This window comes from Streptomyces parvus, from assembly GCF_014648875.1.
Lineage (GTDB): Bacteria > Actinomycetota > Actinomycetes > Streptomycetales > Streptomycetaceae > Streptomyces > Streptomyces parvus.
In genome coordinates this window covers 30,033-47,997 of record NZ_BMRY01000020.1, presented here as the reverse complement: position 1 = coordinate 47,997, position 17,965 = coordinate 30,033, and the positions used below count along the sequence as shown (strand labels likewise).

2 protein-coding genes are annotated in these 17,965 nt (G+C 73.3%); both read left to right on the top strand.

The features are described from left to right. Window positions 1-38: 38 nt before the first annotated feature. A complete protein-coding gene (locus IE140_RS34960; RefSeq protein WP_229827095.1) occupies window positions 39-6,989 on the top strand; it encodes a type I polyketide synthase in 6,951 nt (2,316 codons plus the stop codon). A gap of 36 nt (window positions 6,990-7,025) precedes the next feature. Then, the gene (locus IE140_RS36320) at window positions 7,026-17,957 is read left to right on the top strand and encodes a type I polyketide synthase (RefSeq protein WP_229827079.1); all 10,932 of its coding nucleotides are present in this window, start codon (window positions 7,026-7,028) and stop codon (window positions 17,955-17,957) included. Window positions 17,958-17,965: the final 8 nt, after the last annotated feature.

Genomic DNA, 17,965 nt, shown 5'->3' with positions numbered 1-17,965 from the left:
AGCGGCTGGCGGTCTCGCACGCGTTCCACTCCCGTCTGATGGAGCCGATGCTGGCCGAGTTCACCACGGTCGCCGAGTCGCTGACCTACCACCCCCCGCAGATCCCCGTTCTCACCACCGCCCCTGGCGACCTGGCCACCCCCGGCTACTGGGTGGGGCAGATTCGCGAACCCGTCCGCTTCGCCGACGCGGTCCGCCGCGCTCACGAGGCGGGCGCCACCCGCTTCCTGGAACTCGGCCCCGACGGCGCCCTGTCCGCCCTCGTCCCGCACCTCACCGAGGACACGACCGCCGCCCCCGCCCTGCGCCCCGGCCACGACGAGCACACCACACTGCTGCGCGGCATCGCCGAAATGTACGTACACGGCGCCGACGTCGCCTGGGAGAAGCACTTCGCGCCGCTCGGGGGCCACGCCGTCGAGCTGCCGACGTATGCCTTCCAACACCAGCGCTACTGGCCCGACACCGTGGCCGACGACGGCTTCACCACCCCCCGCGAACGGACCGAAGCCGGATTCTGGACAGCCGTCGCCGGGCGCGAGGTCGACCGGCTCGCCGACACCCTGGGGCTGCCCGACGACGAGACACGACGCGGGCTGGCCGACCTGATGCCGCACCTCGCGTCCTGGCACGACCGCCGAAGCACCGAAGCGGCCGTCGAATCCTGGTACCACCGGGCGGTCTGGCGGCCCGTCGCCCCCGCGCCCGCCGTGCTCGACGGCGTCTGGCTCGTCGTCGGCCCGGACAGCCCGGCCGGCCTGGACACCCAGGTCGCCGATGCACTGCGGCGAAGCGGCGCCACCGTCCTCGCCCTGCCGGACCCGGGCGCCGACCGGACCGCCCTCGCCGACCAGCTGCGTTCCTGCGGCGAACTCACGGGCGTCGTCTCGCTGCTGGGGACCGACACCGGCGCGCTGCACACGGGGGCGGCCCTCGGCCGGGGGCTCGCCGCCACGCTCTCGCTCACCCAGGCCTGCGCCGAAGCCGACGTCCCGCTCTGGGCCCTCACCCGAGGCGCGGTCTCCACCGGCCGCGCCGACGGCGCACCCGACCCCGCCCAAGCACAGATCTGGGGCTTCGGCCGCGGAGCAGCCCTGGAACTCCCGCACGTCTGGGGCGGGTTGATCGACCTGCCCGAGAACCTGGATGCCCGCGCCGGGAACCGGCTCTGCGCCGTACTCGCCGCCGGGGACACCCACCCGGGCAGCGAAGAGGACCAAGTGGCAATCCGGGCCGAAGGCGTATTCGCCCGCCGCCTGGCCGCTGCCCCACCGATTCCCGCGGCCGCAGCCCTCACGCCCCGCACCAGCGGCACCGTGCTCGTCACCGGCGGCACCGGCGCGCTCGGTGCCCAGGTGGCCCGCCTCCTCGCCGCGCAGGGCCACACCCGGCTGCTGCTCGTCAGCAGGCGCGGACCCGAGGCGCCCGGCGCCGCGGAACTCGCTGCCGAACTGGCGTCCATGGGCACCACGGCGACGGCCGTGGCCTGCGACGTCGCCGACCACGACGCGCTCGCCGCCCTGCTCGCCGAGATACCGGAGCAGCACCGGCTCACCGCAGTCGTCCACGCAGCCGGAGTGCTGGACGACGGGGTGCTCGACGGCCTGACCCCCGAGCGTTTCGAACACGTGCTCCGGGCCAAGACCCTGGCCGCCGAGAACCTCGACGCCCTCACGCGCGCCCTCCCGCTCGACGCCTTCGTCCTCTTCTCGTCCTTCACCGGCGCCGTCGGCACGGCGGGCCAGGCCAACTACGCCGCCGCCAACGCCCACCTCGACGCCCTCGCCGAGCGCCGCCGCGCCCAGGGACTGCCCGCCACGTCGATCGGCTGGGGGCCATGGGCCGAGACGGGCATGGCCGAGGACGAGGCACTCACCCAGCGGCTGCGCCGTTCCGGACTGACCCCCCTGCCACCGGACCTCGCCGTCACCGTCCTCAGCCGGATGCTCGGCGGCGCGGTCACGGACGACGACGGGACGGCCGACGCCGCCGTCGTCGTCGCGGACGTCGACTGGACACGGTTCGCCGCCGGCTTCACCGCGGCACGACCGAGTCCGCTGCTCCGCGAACTCGCCCCCGCCGACACACCGGACAGCGCCGACGACTCCGACGGCGCCACCGGCCTCGCGGCGCGCCTCGCCGCCGCAGGCGAGGGCGAGCGACGCCGGATCTCCGAGGAACTGGTCCGCACCCTGGCGGCCTTCGTGCTCGGCCACGGCACGGCGGCCACCGTCGCGCCCGACAAGGCGTTCCGCGACCTGGGCTTCGACTCACTCACCGCCATCGAGTTGCGCAACGCCCTGCGGGCCGCCACCGGGCTCCCGCTCCCGGCGGGCCTGATCTTCGACCACCCCACACCGGCCGCCCTCGCCGCCCGGCTGCGCGCCGAACTGACCGGAGGCGCCGAAGCCGCCGCCTCTGCCACCGTGATCCCCGGTCTCCCCGCGTCTCCCGCGCCCGATGACCCCGTCGCCATCGTCGCGATGGGCTGCCGGTTCCCCGGCGCGGCCACCCCGGAGGAGTTCTGGGACCTGCTGTCCCAAGGCTTCGACATGGTGGGCGACTTCCCAGCCGACCGGGGCTGGGACCTGCGTGACGCCCCCGACTTCGCACGTCGCGGCGGCTTCCTGCCCGACGCGGCGGGCTTCGACGCGGATCTGTTCGGCGTCTCCCCGCGCGAGGCGCAGGCCATGGACCCGCAGCAGCGGCTGATGCTGGAGACCTCCTGGGAGACCTTCGAGCGGGCCGGCCTGGACCCCGCCTCTCTCCAAGGCAGCCGTGTCGGCGTCTTCGTGGGCACGAACGGCCAGGACTACGCCGGGCTGTTCCCCGCCACCGGATCGGGGCTGGAGGGCCACGTGGCCACCGGCAGCGCGGCCAGCGTGCTGTCCGGCCGGATCTCCTACACGTACGGGCTGGAGGGCCCGGCCGTCACGGTGGACACCGCCTGCTCGTCGTCCCTGGTCGCCCTGCACCTGGCGGCGCAGTCACTGCGGTCGGGGGAGTGCTCGATGGCGCTCGCGGGAGGCGTCACGGTCATGGCCGCGCCCACCGCGTTCCTCGAGTTCGCCCACCAGCGTGGTCTGGCGGCCGACGGCCGCTGCAAGGCCTTCGCGGCCTCGGCCGACGGCACCGGCTGGGGTGAGGGTGCCGGGCTGGTGCTGCTGGAGCGGCTCTCGGACGCCCGGGCCAACGGCCGCCGCGTGCTCGGGCTGCTGCGCGGCTCGGCCGTCAACCAGGACGGCGCGTCCAACGGTCTGACCGCCCCGAACGGCCCCGCCCAGCAGCGGGTGATCCGCGCCGCACTGGCCTCGGCCGGGTTGTGGCCGTCGGAGGTCGACGCGGTGGAGGCCCACGGCACGGGCACGAAGCTCGGTGATCCGATCGAGGCGGAGGCGCTGCTGGCGACGTACGGCAAGGACCGCTCGGAACCCCTCTACCTGGGGTCGGTGAAGTCCAACATCGGCCACACCCAGGCGGCGGCGGGCGTCGCCGGCGTCATCAAGATGCTGCTGGCGATGCAGCACGGCGAGCTGCCCCGCACCCTGCACGCAGCAGAACCGTCACCGTCCGTCGACTGGGACACAGGCAGCCTGAAGCTCCTCACCGAGACCACCGCGTGGACGCCACGGGTCGACCGGCCGCGCCGGGCGGCGGTCTCCTCGTTCGGAATCAGCGGCACGAATGCCCATGTCGTCCTGGAACAGACCGATGCCGTCCTGCCCGCGGCGCCTGCCCAGCACTCCGTACTGCCATGGGCCTTCTCAGCCCACTCCGGCGCGGCGCTGCACGCACGGGCGAAGGGGCTCATGACGCTCTGCGAGGATCCCGGCGTCTCCGCCGTCGCGACGGGCCGGGCACTCGCCACGACAGGCCTCGGACTGGCACACCGCGCCGTCGTCCTCGCCGAGGACGCCACGGGATACACCGACGGCCTGACGGCGCTGACGAGGGACGAACCGTCCGCCACGACCATCCGAGGAACAGCCCGCGAAGGATCCACAGCGCTGCTGTTCTCGGGTCAGGGGTCGCAGCGGCCCGGGATGGGCCGGGAACTGTACGAGGCGTTTCCGGTGTTCGCGGATGCTTTTGATGCGGTGTGTGCGCGGGTGGATGTGGGCCTGCCGTTGGGTGGGGTGGTGTTCGGGGAGGATGCGGGGTTGCTGGAGCGGACGGTGTTCGCTCAGGCGGGTCTGTTCGCTGTGGAGGTGGCGCTGTTCCGGCTGGTGGAGTCCTGGGGGGTGGTCCCGGATGTTCTGGTGGGGCATTCGGTCGGTGAGCTGGCTGCGGCGCACTGCGCGGGGGTGCTGTCTCTGGACGACGCGTGTGCCTTGGTGTCGGCGCGCGGCAGGCTGATGGACGCGTTGCCGGCCGGTGGGGCGATGCTGGCCGTGGAGCTGGCCGAGGAGGCGCTTGTCCTGCCGGACGGGGTGGATCTCGCGGCGGTGAACGGGCCTGCCTCGGTGACGGTGTCGGGTGACGCGGAGGCCGTCGGCGGCTTGGAGGAGCGGTTGCGCGGCGACGGTGTGCGGGTGAAGCGGCTGGCGGTCTCGCACGCGTTCCACTCTCGTTTGATGGAGCCGATGCTGGCCGAGTTCACCACGGTCGCCGAGTCGTTGACCTACCACCCCCCGCAGATCCCCGTTCTCACCACCGCCCCTGGTGACCTGGCCACCCCTGGCTATTGGGTGGGGCAGATCCGCGAACCCGTCCGCTTCGCCGACGCGGTCCGCCGCGCTCACGAGGCGGGCGCCACCCGCTTCCTGGAACTCGGCCCCGACGGCGCCCTCAGCGGGCTCGTCCCCGGCGCGGTGCCCGCGATGCGCCGCCGCCGGCCGGAGGTGGAGTCCCTGTTCGCGGCCGTTGCCCGGCTGTGGGTCGAGGGGACGGCTGTGAACCTGGCAGCGGTGTTCCCCGAGGCCCCGCCCGTCACCCTGCCGCCCTACCCCTTCCAGCACACCCGCTTCTGGCCCGAAGCCGCCCCGCCCCGGTACCCGACCGCTTCCGGAGAGGGACAGTACGACGTGCGCTGGGTGCCGGTCACCGAAGAGGCGGCCCGGCCGACCGGCCTGTGGATCCTGGTCACGCCGCCCGGCGAGGACGACAGCGCCGACACCGACACCGACACCGACACCGGCGCCGACGACGTCAGCCGCGCGCTGCACCGCGTCGGCGTACGTACCCTCGTCATCCCTGGAAGCACCGACCGCGCCGCCCTCGCGGCCCGGCTCCGCGCCGCGGCGGCCGAGACCACCCCGGCCGGTGTGCTGGCTCTGCCGCCCGCCCCGGGCTCCGACGCCCTGCCCCCCGTGGTCGCCCTCACCCAGGCGCTCGACGACGCGGGTGTGACGGGCCCGCTGTGGTGTGCCACCCGGGGCGCCGTGCGGGTCTCCACGAACGACCCGGGACCCGACCCGGTCCAGGCGGCCGTCTGGGGCTTCGGCAGAGTCGCAGCCCTGGAGATGCCCCGCAGCTGGGGCGGCCTGGTCGACCTGCCCGCCGACTGGGACGACCGCGCCGGCATCCGGCTGGCCGCACTGCTCGGCGCCGACGGCCCCGAGGACCAGGTGGCGATCCGCCGGACCGGCGTACTCGGCAGACGCCTCGTCACGAGCACCCCCGGCAACGGGAACCGTACGGCCAACGAGTGGCGGCCGACCGGCACCGTGCTGATCACCGGCGGCACCGGCGCACTCGGCGCGCACACCGCCCGTCTGCTCGCCCGACAGGGCGCGCCGCACCTGGTACTCGTCGGACGCCGGGGCCCGGAGGCACCCGGCACCGGCGACCTCGCCGCCGAACTGACCTCCCTCGGCAGCCGCGTCACCCTCGCCGCCTGCGACGTCACCGACCGCGCCGCGCTCACCGGGGTACTCGCGGGCATACCGGAGGAACTGCCGCTCACCGCCGTCGTGCACGCGGCGGGGACGGTGGAGGACGGAGTGATCAGCTCGCTCACCCCCGACCGCGTCGCCGACGTGGTGCACGCGCGCCTGGCGGCTGCCCGGCACCTCGACGAACTGACCGCGGGCCACGAACTCGACGCGTTCGTGCTGTACACCTCCTTCGCCGGAGTCGTCGGCAACCTCGGGCAGGCCGCGTACGCCGCGGGTAACGCCGCGCTGGACGCCTTCGCCGAGCGGCGCCGGGCGGCCGGGCGCACCGCCACGGCCCTCGCGTGGGGACCATGGGCCGGAGCAGGCGTGGGCGCGGGCGCGGCAGCAGGCGAACAGCAGCAGCGCACCGGCGTGACGCCGCTGCAGCCCGAGGAGGCCCTCCTGTCGTTGGAAGCGGCCATCGCCGAGCAGCGGACGACGGTCTGTGTGGCCGGCATCGACTGGAGTCGCTTCGGCCCCGTTCTGGAAGCCGGGCGCGGCGGGCGGCTGCTCGACCTGCTGCCCTCCGCACCCCGGCCCGCGCCGCCCGCCCCCGACCGGCAGGGGCCCGGCCTGGCCGAACAGCTGGCCGGGGCGCCGCAGGCACAACAGGAACGCATCCTGGTCGACCTGGTGGTCTCCCGGACCGCCGCCGTACTCGGCCACAGCACCCCGGCCGCCATCGACCCGGACCGGCACTTCCGCGACCTGGGCACCGACTCGGTGATGGCCGTCGAACTGCGCAACCTGCTCGACGTCGCCACCGGGCAGACCCTGCCCGCGACCCTGGCGTTCGACCACCCGACCCCCACCGCCCTCGCCGCGTACCTGCGCGTACTTCTCGTGAGTGGCCAAGGCCCTGCCGCCGTGGCGGGCGCGGAGAGCACGGTCGCCCACCTGGAGAAGCTCGAGGCGGCGCTCGCCGAGACCCCGCCCGACAGCGAGGAGACCGCGGTCCTGCTCGCCCGCCTGCGCGACCTCACCGACCGGCTCGGCGCCGCGGCAACCGTGCCGCCCGCCCGCTCCAGGCCGCAGAACGAGGTCATCGACCTGGAGTCGGCGAGCGCCGACGACCTCTTCGACCTCATCCACAACGAATTCGGCAAGTCCTGACGCCATGTACGGTCCTGCCCGCTGGGAGTCGCTCAGATGACGAACGAAGAGAAGCTGCTCGACCACCTGAAGTTCGTCACGGGCGAGCTCCGGCAGGCGCACCAGGAACTGCGCGAACAGCAGGAGCGGGACTCCGAGCCCATCGCCATCGTGTCCATGGCCTGCCGCTTCCCCGGCGGCGTCCGTACCCCGGAACAGCTGTGGCAACTGGTCACCGAGGGCCGTGACGCGGTCGGCCCCTTCCCCACCGACCGGGGCTGGGACCTGGACGCGCTGCTCGACCCCGACCCCGAGCGGTCCGGCGGCAGCTACGGTCACGAGGGCGGATTCCTCCACGACGCCGCCGAGTTCGACGCCGGGCTCTTCGAGATCTCGCCGCGCGAGGCCATCGCCATGGACCCACAGCAGCGGCTGCTCCTGGAGACCTCGTGGGAGGTCTTCGAGCGGGCCGGCATCGACCCGAAGTCGGTGCGCGGCAACCGGATCGGCGTGTTCGCCGCCACCAACGGCCAGGACTACGCCACCGCGCTCGCCGCCGACCCGGAGGCGGCCGAAGGCTACCTCGCCACCGGCGCTGTCGCGAGCGTGCTGTCCGGACGCCTCTCGTACGTTTTCGGGCTGGAAGGCCCCGCCCTCACCGTGGACACCGCGTGTTCGGCGTCGCTGGTGGCACTGCACCTGGCCGTGCAGTCGCTGCGCAGAGGCGAATGCACCATGGCCCTCGCGGGCGGCGTCACGGTCATGGCCACGCCCGCCGCGTTCGTCGAGTTCTCCCGCCAGCGGGGGCTGGCGGCCAACGGCCGGTGCAAGGCGTTCGGCGACGGCGCGGACGGCACCGGCTGGGGCGAGGGCGTCGGGGTGCTGCTGGTGGAGCGGCTCTCCGACGCCGTACGCAACGGGCACGAGGTCCTGGCCGTGGTGCGCGGCTCCGCAGTCAACCAGGACGGCGCCTCCAACGGCCTGACCGCGCCGAACGGCCCCTCGCAGCAGCGCGTCATACGTGACGCGCTGGCCTCGGCCGGCCTGACGCCCTTCGACGTGGACCTGGTCGAGGCACACGGGACGGGCACGAGGCTCGGCGACCCGATCGAGGCACAGGCACTGCTGGCCGCCTACGGCCGCAGCCGCCCCGCCGACCGCCCGCTGTGGCTCGGCTCGGTGAAGTCCAACATCGCCCACACCCAGGCCGCCGCCGGAGTAGCCGGCGTCATCAAGACGGTCATGGCACTGCGGCACGGCGTACTGCCCCGCACCCTGCACGCCGACGAACCCACCCGGCAGGTCGACTGGTCGGCCGGCGCCGTCCGGCTCCTCACCGAGAACCGCCCCTGGCCCGGCCCCGGCCGGACCAGGCGCGCCGCCGTCTCCTCGTTCGGGGTGAGCGGCACCAACGCGCACACGGTGCTGGAGCAGGCGCCCGAACCCGGCCCCGCGACCGGGCAGACCCCGGCCGACGTACCGCCCACGGCCGCCGAACCGCCGCTGATCCCGCTCCCGCTCGCCGCCCGAACCCAGCACGCCCTGCGCGAACAGGCCGCCGAACTCCACACGCACCTGGCCCAACGACCCCGGACACACCTGGCCGACCTCGGCTACTCGCTGGCCACCACCCGCGCCTCGCTGCCCGCACGAGCCGTCGTCCTGGCGGCAGGGCACGACGATGCGCTCCGGGCGCTCGCGGCCCTCGCCGAGGGCACGTTCCCGCCCCAGGCGGAGTCCGGCACGGCGGCACCCGGACGCACAGCGTTCCTGTTCCCGGGGCAGGGCGCGCAGCGGGCGGGGATGGGACGCGGACTGTACGACGCCTTCCCCGTGTTCGCCGACGCGCTCGACGCCGTATGCGCACGTGTGGACCTCGAACCACCCCTGAAGAACGTGATGTTCGGGGACGAGGCGGAGCTCCTGGCACGCACCGCCTACACCCAGCCCGCTCTGTTCGCCGTCGAGGTGGCGCTGTTCCGGCTGGTGGAGTCCTGGGGGGTCGCCCCGGACATGCTGGTGGGCCACTCGATCGGTGAACTGGCCGCCGCACACCTCGCCGGAGTGCTGTCCCTGGACGACGCGTGTGCCCTGGTGTCGGCGCGCGCCCGGCTGATGGACGCGTTGCCGCAGGGCGGCGCGATGCTCGCCGTCGAAGCACCCGAGGACGGGCTCGTCCTGCCCGACGGGATCGACGTGGCAGCCGTCAACGGGCCCACCTCGGTCACCGTTTCCGGTGACGCCGACGCGATCGGTGCGCTGGAGGAGCAGTTCCGGGCCCGGGGCGTACGGGTCAAACGGCTGGCCGTCTCGCACGCGTTCCACTCGCACCTGATGGAACCGATGCTCGACGAGTTCGCCGCCACCGCACGGTCGCTGACCTACCACGCCCCGACGATCCCGGTCCTCACCACCGCCCCCGGGGACCCGGCCACCCCCGACTACTGGGCCGGGCAGATCGTCGAGCCCGTTCGCTTCGCCGACGCCGTGCGCCGCGCCCACGCCATGGGCGCCACCCGCTTCCTCGAACTCGGCCCGGACGGGGCCCTGTCCGCCCTCGTCCCGTACATCGCCCAGGACACGACCGCTATCCCCGTCCTGCGCCCCGGCCCGGACGAGGCAGCGTCACTGCTGCACGGCATCGCGCGAGCTCACGTGCACGGCACCCCCGCCGACTGGGCGGCGCCACTCCACGCGGCGGGCGCCCGCCGCGTGGAGCTCCCCACCTACCCCTTCGAGCGCAAGGCGTACTGGCCCAGCGCCCGGCTGAGCTCCGGGGACCTGACCTCCGCGGGGCTCGGCGCGGCAGGGCATCCGCTGCTGGGCGCCGCCGTGTCACTGGCCGCCGGGGGAGGGGCACTGCTTACCGGCCGGCTCTCCGCCGCCACACACGGCTGGCTCACCGACCACACGATCCTCGGCAGTGTCCTCGTCCCGGGCACCGCGTTCGTCGAACTCGCCTGGCAGGCCGGGGAACACGTCGGCTGCGGGACCGTGGAGGACCTCACCCTCACCACGCCGCTCGTGCTGCCCGCGCGCGGCGGCGTACAGATCCAGGTCACCGCCGGAGCCGAGCGCGAGGACGGCACCCGCCACCTGGAGATCCACTCGCGCCCCGACGGCGAGGAGGAATGGACCGGCAACGCCGTCGGCCTCCTCGCAACCTCACCCGCCGACCCGACCGGCACCGCGGGAACACGGCCGCCGGAGGCCGAACCGGTGGACCTCGGCGGCTTCTACGAGCGCGCCACCGAGGCCGGCTACGCGTACGGTCCCCTCTTCCAGGGACTCAAGGCCGCCTGGCGGGCGGGCGATGACCTCTACGCCGAGGTCGAACTGCCCGAATCCGCCCACCGCGAGGCGGGCCGCTGCGGACTGCACCCCGCCCTGTTCGACGCCGCGCTACACCTCACCGGTCTCGACGCCGACCGGGCCGGGCTGCCCTTCGCCTGGGAAAGCGCCACCCTGCACGCGACCGGTGCCACACGGGCCCGCGTCCACCTGGCACCCGCCGGTGCCGACGCCTGGACGCTGCGGATCAGCGACCCCGAGGGCGCCCCCGTCGCCACGGTCGAGTCGCTCACCCTGCGGGCCGCGACCGCCGTCGGCCCCCGCCACGACGACTCCCTGTTCCACCTCGACTGGACGCCCGTACCCGTGCCGGCCCGGCCGCGCCCGCTCGCCACCGCCACGGCCACCGACGGACTCGGCGCCTTCCTGGCCGGGTTCTCCGGCCCCGTACCCGATGCCGTCGCGTGGCCCGTGGCCGACACGGACACCGAGACCGCCGTCACCGAGGTCCTGGCAGGCCTCCAGGCGTGGCTGGCCGACGAGCGATTCACCGAGTCCCGTCTGGTACTGGTCACCCGCTCCGCCGTGGCCGCGACACCCGGCGACGACGTCACCGGTCTGTCCGGGGCGGCCGTCGGAGGACTCGTACGCTCCGCGCAGACCGAGCACCCCGACCGGTTCGTCCTCCTGGACACCGACACCGACACCGACACCGCCCCCGACGTGCTTGCCGCGCTCTCCGACGGCGACGAACCCTGGCTCGCACTGCGCGGCGGCACACTGCTCGCCCCCAGACTGGCCCGCGCCTCAACATCCGGCACCCTCGCCGCACCCGACACCCAGGGCTGGCGACTCACCGCCGACCGCACCTCCGGCTCCCTCCGCGACCTGGCCCTCACCCCCGCACCCGAGGCGACCGCGGAACTGGCGCCGGGCGAGATACGGGTCGAGGTACGCGCGGCCGGCGTGAACTTCCGTGACGTGCTGATCGCGCTCGGCCAGTACCCGGACCCCTCGGCCCTCATGGGATCCGAGGCCGCGGGCATCGTCGTCGAAGCCGGCCCCGGGATCACGGACCTCGCGCCGGGCGACCGCGTCTTCGGCCTGTTCGAGGGCGGCTTCGGGCCGCTGGCGGTGGTGGACCGGCGGATGGTGGCGCCGGTGCCGCAGGAGTGGACCTTCTCGGATGCGGCCTCGGTGCCGATGGCCTTCCTGACGTCCTACTACGCACTGGTGGACCTGGCGGGACTGACTGCCGGAGAATCGGTCCTCGTCCACGCCGCCGCCGGTGGCGTGGGGATGGCCGGCGTACAGATAGCACGACACCTGGGCGCCCAGGTGTACGGAACGGCCTCGCCGGCGAAGTGGGCGGCGACCAGCCTGGACACGGCGCATCTCGCCTCCTCGCGCGACCTGGGCTTCGAGGCCGCCTTCGCGGAGCGCACCGGCGGACGCGGCGTGGACGTCGTCCTCAACGCGCTGGCCGGCGAGTTCGTCGACGCCTCGGCACGGCTGCTGGCCCCCGGCGGCCGCTTCGTGGAGATGGGCAAGGCAGACCTGCGCGACCCCGACTCCTTCGGCGACCGCCACTACCGCTCCTTCGACCTCGGTGAGGCAGGACCGGACCGGCTGCAAGAGATGCTGCGGGAGATCCTGGAACTGTTCCGCACCGGCCGGCTCACCCTCCTGCCCACCCGGGCCTGGGACGTCCGGCAGGCGGCAGAGGTCCTGCGGCACGTCGGCTCGGGCGGCCACACCGGCAAGAACATCCTGATGCTGCCACGTGCCCTCGACCCGGAGGGCACGGTCCTGATCACCGGAGGCACCGGCGTCCTCGGATCACTGCTGGCCCGACACCTGGTCGAGCACCGGGGCGTACGGCACCTGGTCCTCACGAGCCGGAGCGGGCCCACCGCACCCGGCGCCGGGGAACTGGCGGAGCAACTCGGCGCGCTCGGCGCACACGTACGGGTCGCCGCGTGCGACGTCACCGACCGGGAGGAACTGGCCGAACTGCTGGCCACCCTCCCCGCCGAACACCCCCTCACCGGCGTCGTCCACGCGGCTGGTGTCGCCGACGACGGCGTCATCGAGGCGCTGACACCCGAGCGGATCACCGGCGTGCTGCGCCCCAAGGCCGAGGCCGCGCTCGCCCTGCACGAACTGACCGCGGGCCTGGACCTGGCCCTGTTCACTCTCTACTCCTCCGCCTCCTCCGCCTTCGGCTCCCCGGGCCAGGCCAACTACGCCGCCGCCAACGCCTTCCTGGAAGCGCTGGCCCAGCACCGCCGAACCCGGGGACTCACCGCGACCACGCTCGGCTGGGGCCTGTGGGCCGAGGAGAGCGCCATCAGCGGCGGCCTCGACACCACCGGTCTCGCCCGCGCCACCCGCGTCGGCGGCGCACTCTCCGCCGACGAAGGGCTCGCCCTCTTCGACGCCGCCCTGGCCACGGGCCTGCCCCACCTGCTCCCGCTACGTTTCGACCGGACGGTCGCCCGGACACTGCGCCCCGTGCCCGCACTGCTGCGCGGCCTGGTGAGCGCCCCCGCGCGCCGCACCGCCAGCACGGCCACCGGCGGTTCGGGACTCGCCGGACGCCTCGCCACCCTCCCCGCCGCCGAACAACAGCGCCTGCTCACGGGGCTGGTGTGCGCCGAGGCCGCAGCCGTCCTCGGGCACACCGGCACGGACGCGGTCGCCCCGGACCGGGTGTTCAAGGAACTCGGCTTCGACTCGCTGACCTCCGTCGAACTGCGCAACCGCATCAACGCAGCCACCGGGCTGCGCCTGCCCGCGACGCTGCTGTTCGACCACCCCACCCCGGTCGCGCTCGCCGGCCACCTCGGCACCGAACTGGTCGGCGAGACCGGGCCGGCGCACCAGGTGCGCACCGGCGCCACCACCGACCTCGGCGAACCGATCGCGATCGTCGGCATGTCGTGCCGACTGCCCGGAGCTGTCCGGTCGCCCGCAGACCTGTGGCGGCTTGTACGCTCCGGGCAGGACGCCATCACCGACTTCCCGACCGACCGCGGCTGGGACATCGACACGACGACCCTGCCCTACGCGCCGCTCGGCGGGTTCCTCGACGACGTGGCCGGGTTCGACGCCGGACTGTTCGGCATCTCCCCGCGCGAGGCGCTGGCGATGGACCCCCAGCAGCGGCTGCTGCTGGAGACGGCATGGGAGGCGTTCGAGGCGGCGGGGCTCGACCCCCTGGCGGTCGCCGGCGAGTCGATCGGTGTCTTCGCGGGCGCCGCATCCTCGTACTACGGCCTCGACAGCGGACTCCCGGACGACGCCGCCGGCTACCAACTCACTGGTGGCGCCACCAGTGTCATCTCGGGTCGGGTGGCGTACTCGTTCGGGTTGGAGGGGCCTGCTGTGACGGTGGACACGGCGTGTTCGTCGTCGTTGGTCGCGGTTCATCTTGCGGTGCAGGCGCTGCGCAGTGGTGAGTGTGACATGGCGTTGGCCGGTGGTGTGACGGTGATGGCGGGCACGAGTATTTTCGCTGAGTTCAGCCGTCAGGGCGGGTTGGCCGGGGACGGGCGGTGCAAGGCGTTCGCCGAGGCGGCGGACGGTACGGGTTGGTCCGAGGGTGTCGGCGTGCTGGTGCTGGAGCGCCTGTCGGACGCCGAGCGCTTGGGGCATGAGGTGCTGGCGGTGGTGCGGGGGAGTGCTGTCAATCAGGACGGTGCGTCGAACGGTCTGACGGCGCCCAATGGCCCGTCCCAGGAGCGGGTGATCCGGCAGGCCCTGGCCAATGCACGTCTTGAGGCGTCGGATGTGGATGTGGTGGAGGCGCATGGCACGGGGACCCGTCTGGGTGATCCGATCGAGGCGCAGGCGTTGTTGGCGGTCTATGGCCGGGGCCGGGATGTGGAGCGTCCGTTGTGGCTGGGTTCGGTGAAGTCGAACATCGGTCATACGCAGTCGGCTGCCGGGGTGGCGGGTGTGATCAAGATGGTGGAGGCGGTGCGGGCCGGGGTGGTTCCGGCGACGTTGCATGTTGATGAGCCGTCGTCGCATGTGGACTGGTCGGCGGGTGGGGTGAGGCTGGCGGTGGAGTCGCGGGTGTGGCCGGAGACGGGTCGTGTGCGTCGGGCGGGTGTGTCGTCGTTCGGGATGAGTGGTACGAACGCGCATGTGATCATCGAGCAGGCGCAGCCGGTGCCCGTCGCGGTGCCGGTCGTGGTGCCGGAGGCCGGGGAGGGTTCCGGGGTGGTGCCCCTGCTGCTGTCGGCGAAGACGGAAGCGGCCCTTGCGGGACAGGCGAACCGGCTGCGGGACCTTGTGACGGGTGATTCCGCACCCCAACTGTCGGATGTCGCAAGCTCGTTGCTGTCACGGGCAGGACTGGAACACCGCGCGGTGGTGCTGGCCGCCGACCGAAACGGCGCGGTGGAGGGCCTGGGCTCGGTGATCGAGGGGGCGTCCGCCGGTTCCGTGCGGGGCGTGGTCACCGGTGGGCGTGACGTGGTGTTCGTTTTTCCGGGTCAGGGTTCGCAGTGGGTGGGGATGGGGCGTGAGCTGGCGGGTTGGTCGGTGGTGTTCCGGGAGTCGTTGGTGGAGTGTGAGCGGGCTTTGGGGCGGTGGGTGGACTGGTCGTTGCTGGAGGTGATCGAGAGTGGTGATGAGGGTGTGCTGTCCCGGGTGGATGTGGTGCAGCCGGTGTTGTGGGCGGTGATGGTGTCGTTGGGGCGGTTGTGGGCTGCTTGTGGGGTGGTGCCGTCGGCGGTGGTGGGTCATTCGCAGGGGGAGATCGCTGCGGCGGTGGTGGCGGGTGGTCTGTCGTTGGAGGACGGGGCCCGGGTGGTGGCGTTGCGGAGCCGGGCGATTCTGGCGTTGGCGGGTGGTGGGGGGATGGTGTCGGTCGCTGCGGGCCGGGGTGTGGTTGAGGGTCTGATCGGTGGTGTGGGTGGGGGGTTGTCGGTGGCGGCGGCCAATGGTCCGGGGTCGACGGTGGTGTCGGGGCGGCCGGAGGTGTTGGAGGAGTTGCTGGGGTTGTGTGAGGTGCGGGGGGTGAGGGCGCGTCGTGTTCCGGTGGACTATGCCTCGCATTCGGTGCAGGTGGAGGAGTTGCGGGGGCGGATCCTGTCGGATCTGGCGGGTGTGAGTCCGGTGTCGTCGAGTGTGCCGTTGTATTCGACGGTGACGGGTGCTCCGGTCGATACGGCGTCGATGGGTGCGGGGTACTGGTTCGAGAATCTGCGTTCGACGGTGCGGTTCGAGGACGTCACGCGTGCTCTGCTGGCCGATGGGCGGTCGGTGTTCGTGGAGTGCAGTCCGCATCCTGTGCTGGCGGTCGGTGTTCAGGAGACGGCGGAGGCGGCGGACACGGATGTGGTGGTGGTGGGTTCGCTGCGCCGGGGCGAGGGTGGCCAGGAGCGTTTCCTGACCGCGTTGTCCGAGGCCTGGGTCGCGGGCGTCGAGGTCGACTGGACGTCGGTCGTACCGGCCGGAGATCGTGTGGAACTCCCGGCATACGCCTTCCAACACGAACGCTACTGGCCGGAACCCGCATCGACCACAGGCGGAACAACGACCGTTGACACCGAGGAAACCGCCTTCTGGGACGCCGTGGAACGCGGCGACCTCGTGGAACTCACCGGCACCCTGGAACTGGAATCCTCCCGAGAGCTCGGCGCACTTCTGCCCGCACTCTCCTCCTGGCGCACCCGACGCCGCCAGGACACGATCATCGACGCCTGGCGTTACCGGGTCGAATGGTTCCCGCTGACCAAACTCCCCGCCACCGGCCGGCTGTCCGGCACCTGGCTGGCCGTCGTCCCCCCGGCCTGCGAACTGACGAAGTGGGCCACCACCGCGCTACGAGCCGCCGGCGCCGACGTCGTGGAGTTCGAGGTCGACGACGCCCCCACCGTGGACCGCGGCACCCTCGCCGCACGCCTGAAGGAGACCACCGGCCCCCAGGAACCCCTCTCCGGCGTCCTGTCGCTCACCGCCGCGGCCGACGCCGCACTCCCGGACCCCGACACCGCAGTGCCCGCCGGAGTCGCCGCCACCGTCACGCTGACCCAGGCGCTCGGCGACGCGGGCATCACCGCACCCCTGTGGACGCTGACGCACGGGGCGGTGTCCACCCACGACGACGAACCCGTCGACCGCCCCGCCCAGGCCGCGGTCTGGGGTATGGGGCGCGTCGCCGCACTCGAACACCCCGATCGCTGGGGCGGTTTGATCGACGTCCCGCTCACCCCCGGCAGCACGGCCGGTGACCTGCTGACCGCGATTCTGGCCGACGGCACCGACGAGGACCAGCTCGCGATCCGCGACCGCGGAACATCCGCCCGCCGACTCGTACACGCACCCCTGGACACCGGCACCCCCCAGCCCGAACCCCCCGCCTGGACGCCCACCGGAACGGTGCTCGTCACCGGCGGAACCGGGGCCATCGGCGCCGAGGCGGCCCGCTGGCTGGCCCGCCGGGGCGCACCACACCTGCTGCTGCTCGGCCGGCGCGGCGAGAGCGCCGACGGAGCCCGGGACCTGGCGGACGAGCTGACCGCACTCGGAGCGACCGTCACTCTGGCCGCCTGCGACGTCACTGACCGGGGCGCGCTGGCCGAGGTGCTGGCGGCGGTGCCCACACAGTGGCCGCTGACCGCGGTGCTGCACGCCGCCGGAATCGACGGTGTGACAGCACTGGACGAGATCGACGCGGACCATCTCGACACCGTGCTCGGTGCCAAGACCGCCGGAGCACGCAACCTGCACGAACTGACCCGGGAGATGAACCTGGAGCAGTTCGTCGTGTTCTCCTCCGGCGCCGCCGTCTGGGGCGGCGGAGGCCAGGGCGCGTACGCCGCGGGCAACGCCTTCCTGGACGCACTGACAGCACACCGCCACCAACTCGGCCTGGCCGGAACCTCGGTGGCATGGGGCTCCTGGGCCGGTGGCGGCCTCGCCGCCTCGACGGGCACCGGCCGGCTCCGGCGACTAGGGGTCGTCCCGATGGAACCCGGACTCGCCGTACGGGCTCTGGCGCGGGCGATCGACCGGCACGAGGACGGCCTGGTCGTCGCCGACATCGACTGGGACGTCTTCGGACCCGCGTTCACCGCCGGCCGTCCGAGCCCGCTGATCGCCGCACTGCTGGACGACCGGACGCCGGAGACGGCCGACGAACAGAGCACCGACGCCCCGTCCGCACTCCTCGACCGGCTGACCGCCGCACCGGCCCGACAGCGTCGCCAGATCCTGCTCGACCTGGTCCGCACCGAGGCCGCCGCGGTCCTGCGGTACCGGGACGGACAGGTCATCGAGGCCGCGCAGGCATTCAAGGACCTCGGCTTCGACTCGCTCACCGCGGTCGAGCTACGGAACCGGCTGAACCGGCTGACCGGGCTGCGGCTGCCGGTGAGCCTGGCCTTCAACCACCGCAACCCCAACGGGGTCGCCGCCTACCTCGGCTCACAACTCGGCGTCGCCGACCACGAACCGACCTCCGGCAAACAACCCACCGAGCAAGGAGAGGACGCCATCCGCAACGCGCTGGCGACCATCCCGATCGCTCGACTACGTGCGGAGGGCCTGGTGGACGCGCTGATGCGACTGGCCGACGGCACCGACGACCCACCCGCCCCGACCGCCGACGGCGACGCGATCGACGAACTGGACGCCGACGCGTTGATCAACATGGCGCTGAACGCCGACCGAGACGATGCCTGAGCCTGTGG

Excerpts from the sequence above, each read along its gene's own strand:
- IE140_RS34960 (WP_229827095.1), top strand. The coding sequence starts at position 39 with ATGGAGCCGATGCTGGCCGAGTTCACCACGGTCGCCGAGTCGCTGACC.
- IE140_RS36320 (WP_229827079.1), top strand. The coding sequence starts at position 7,026 with ATGACGAACGAAGAGAAGCTGCTCGACCACCTGAAGTTCGTCACGGGC.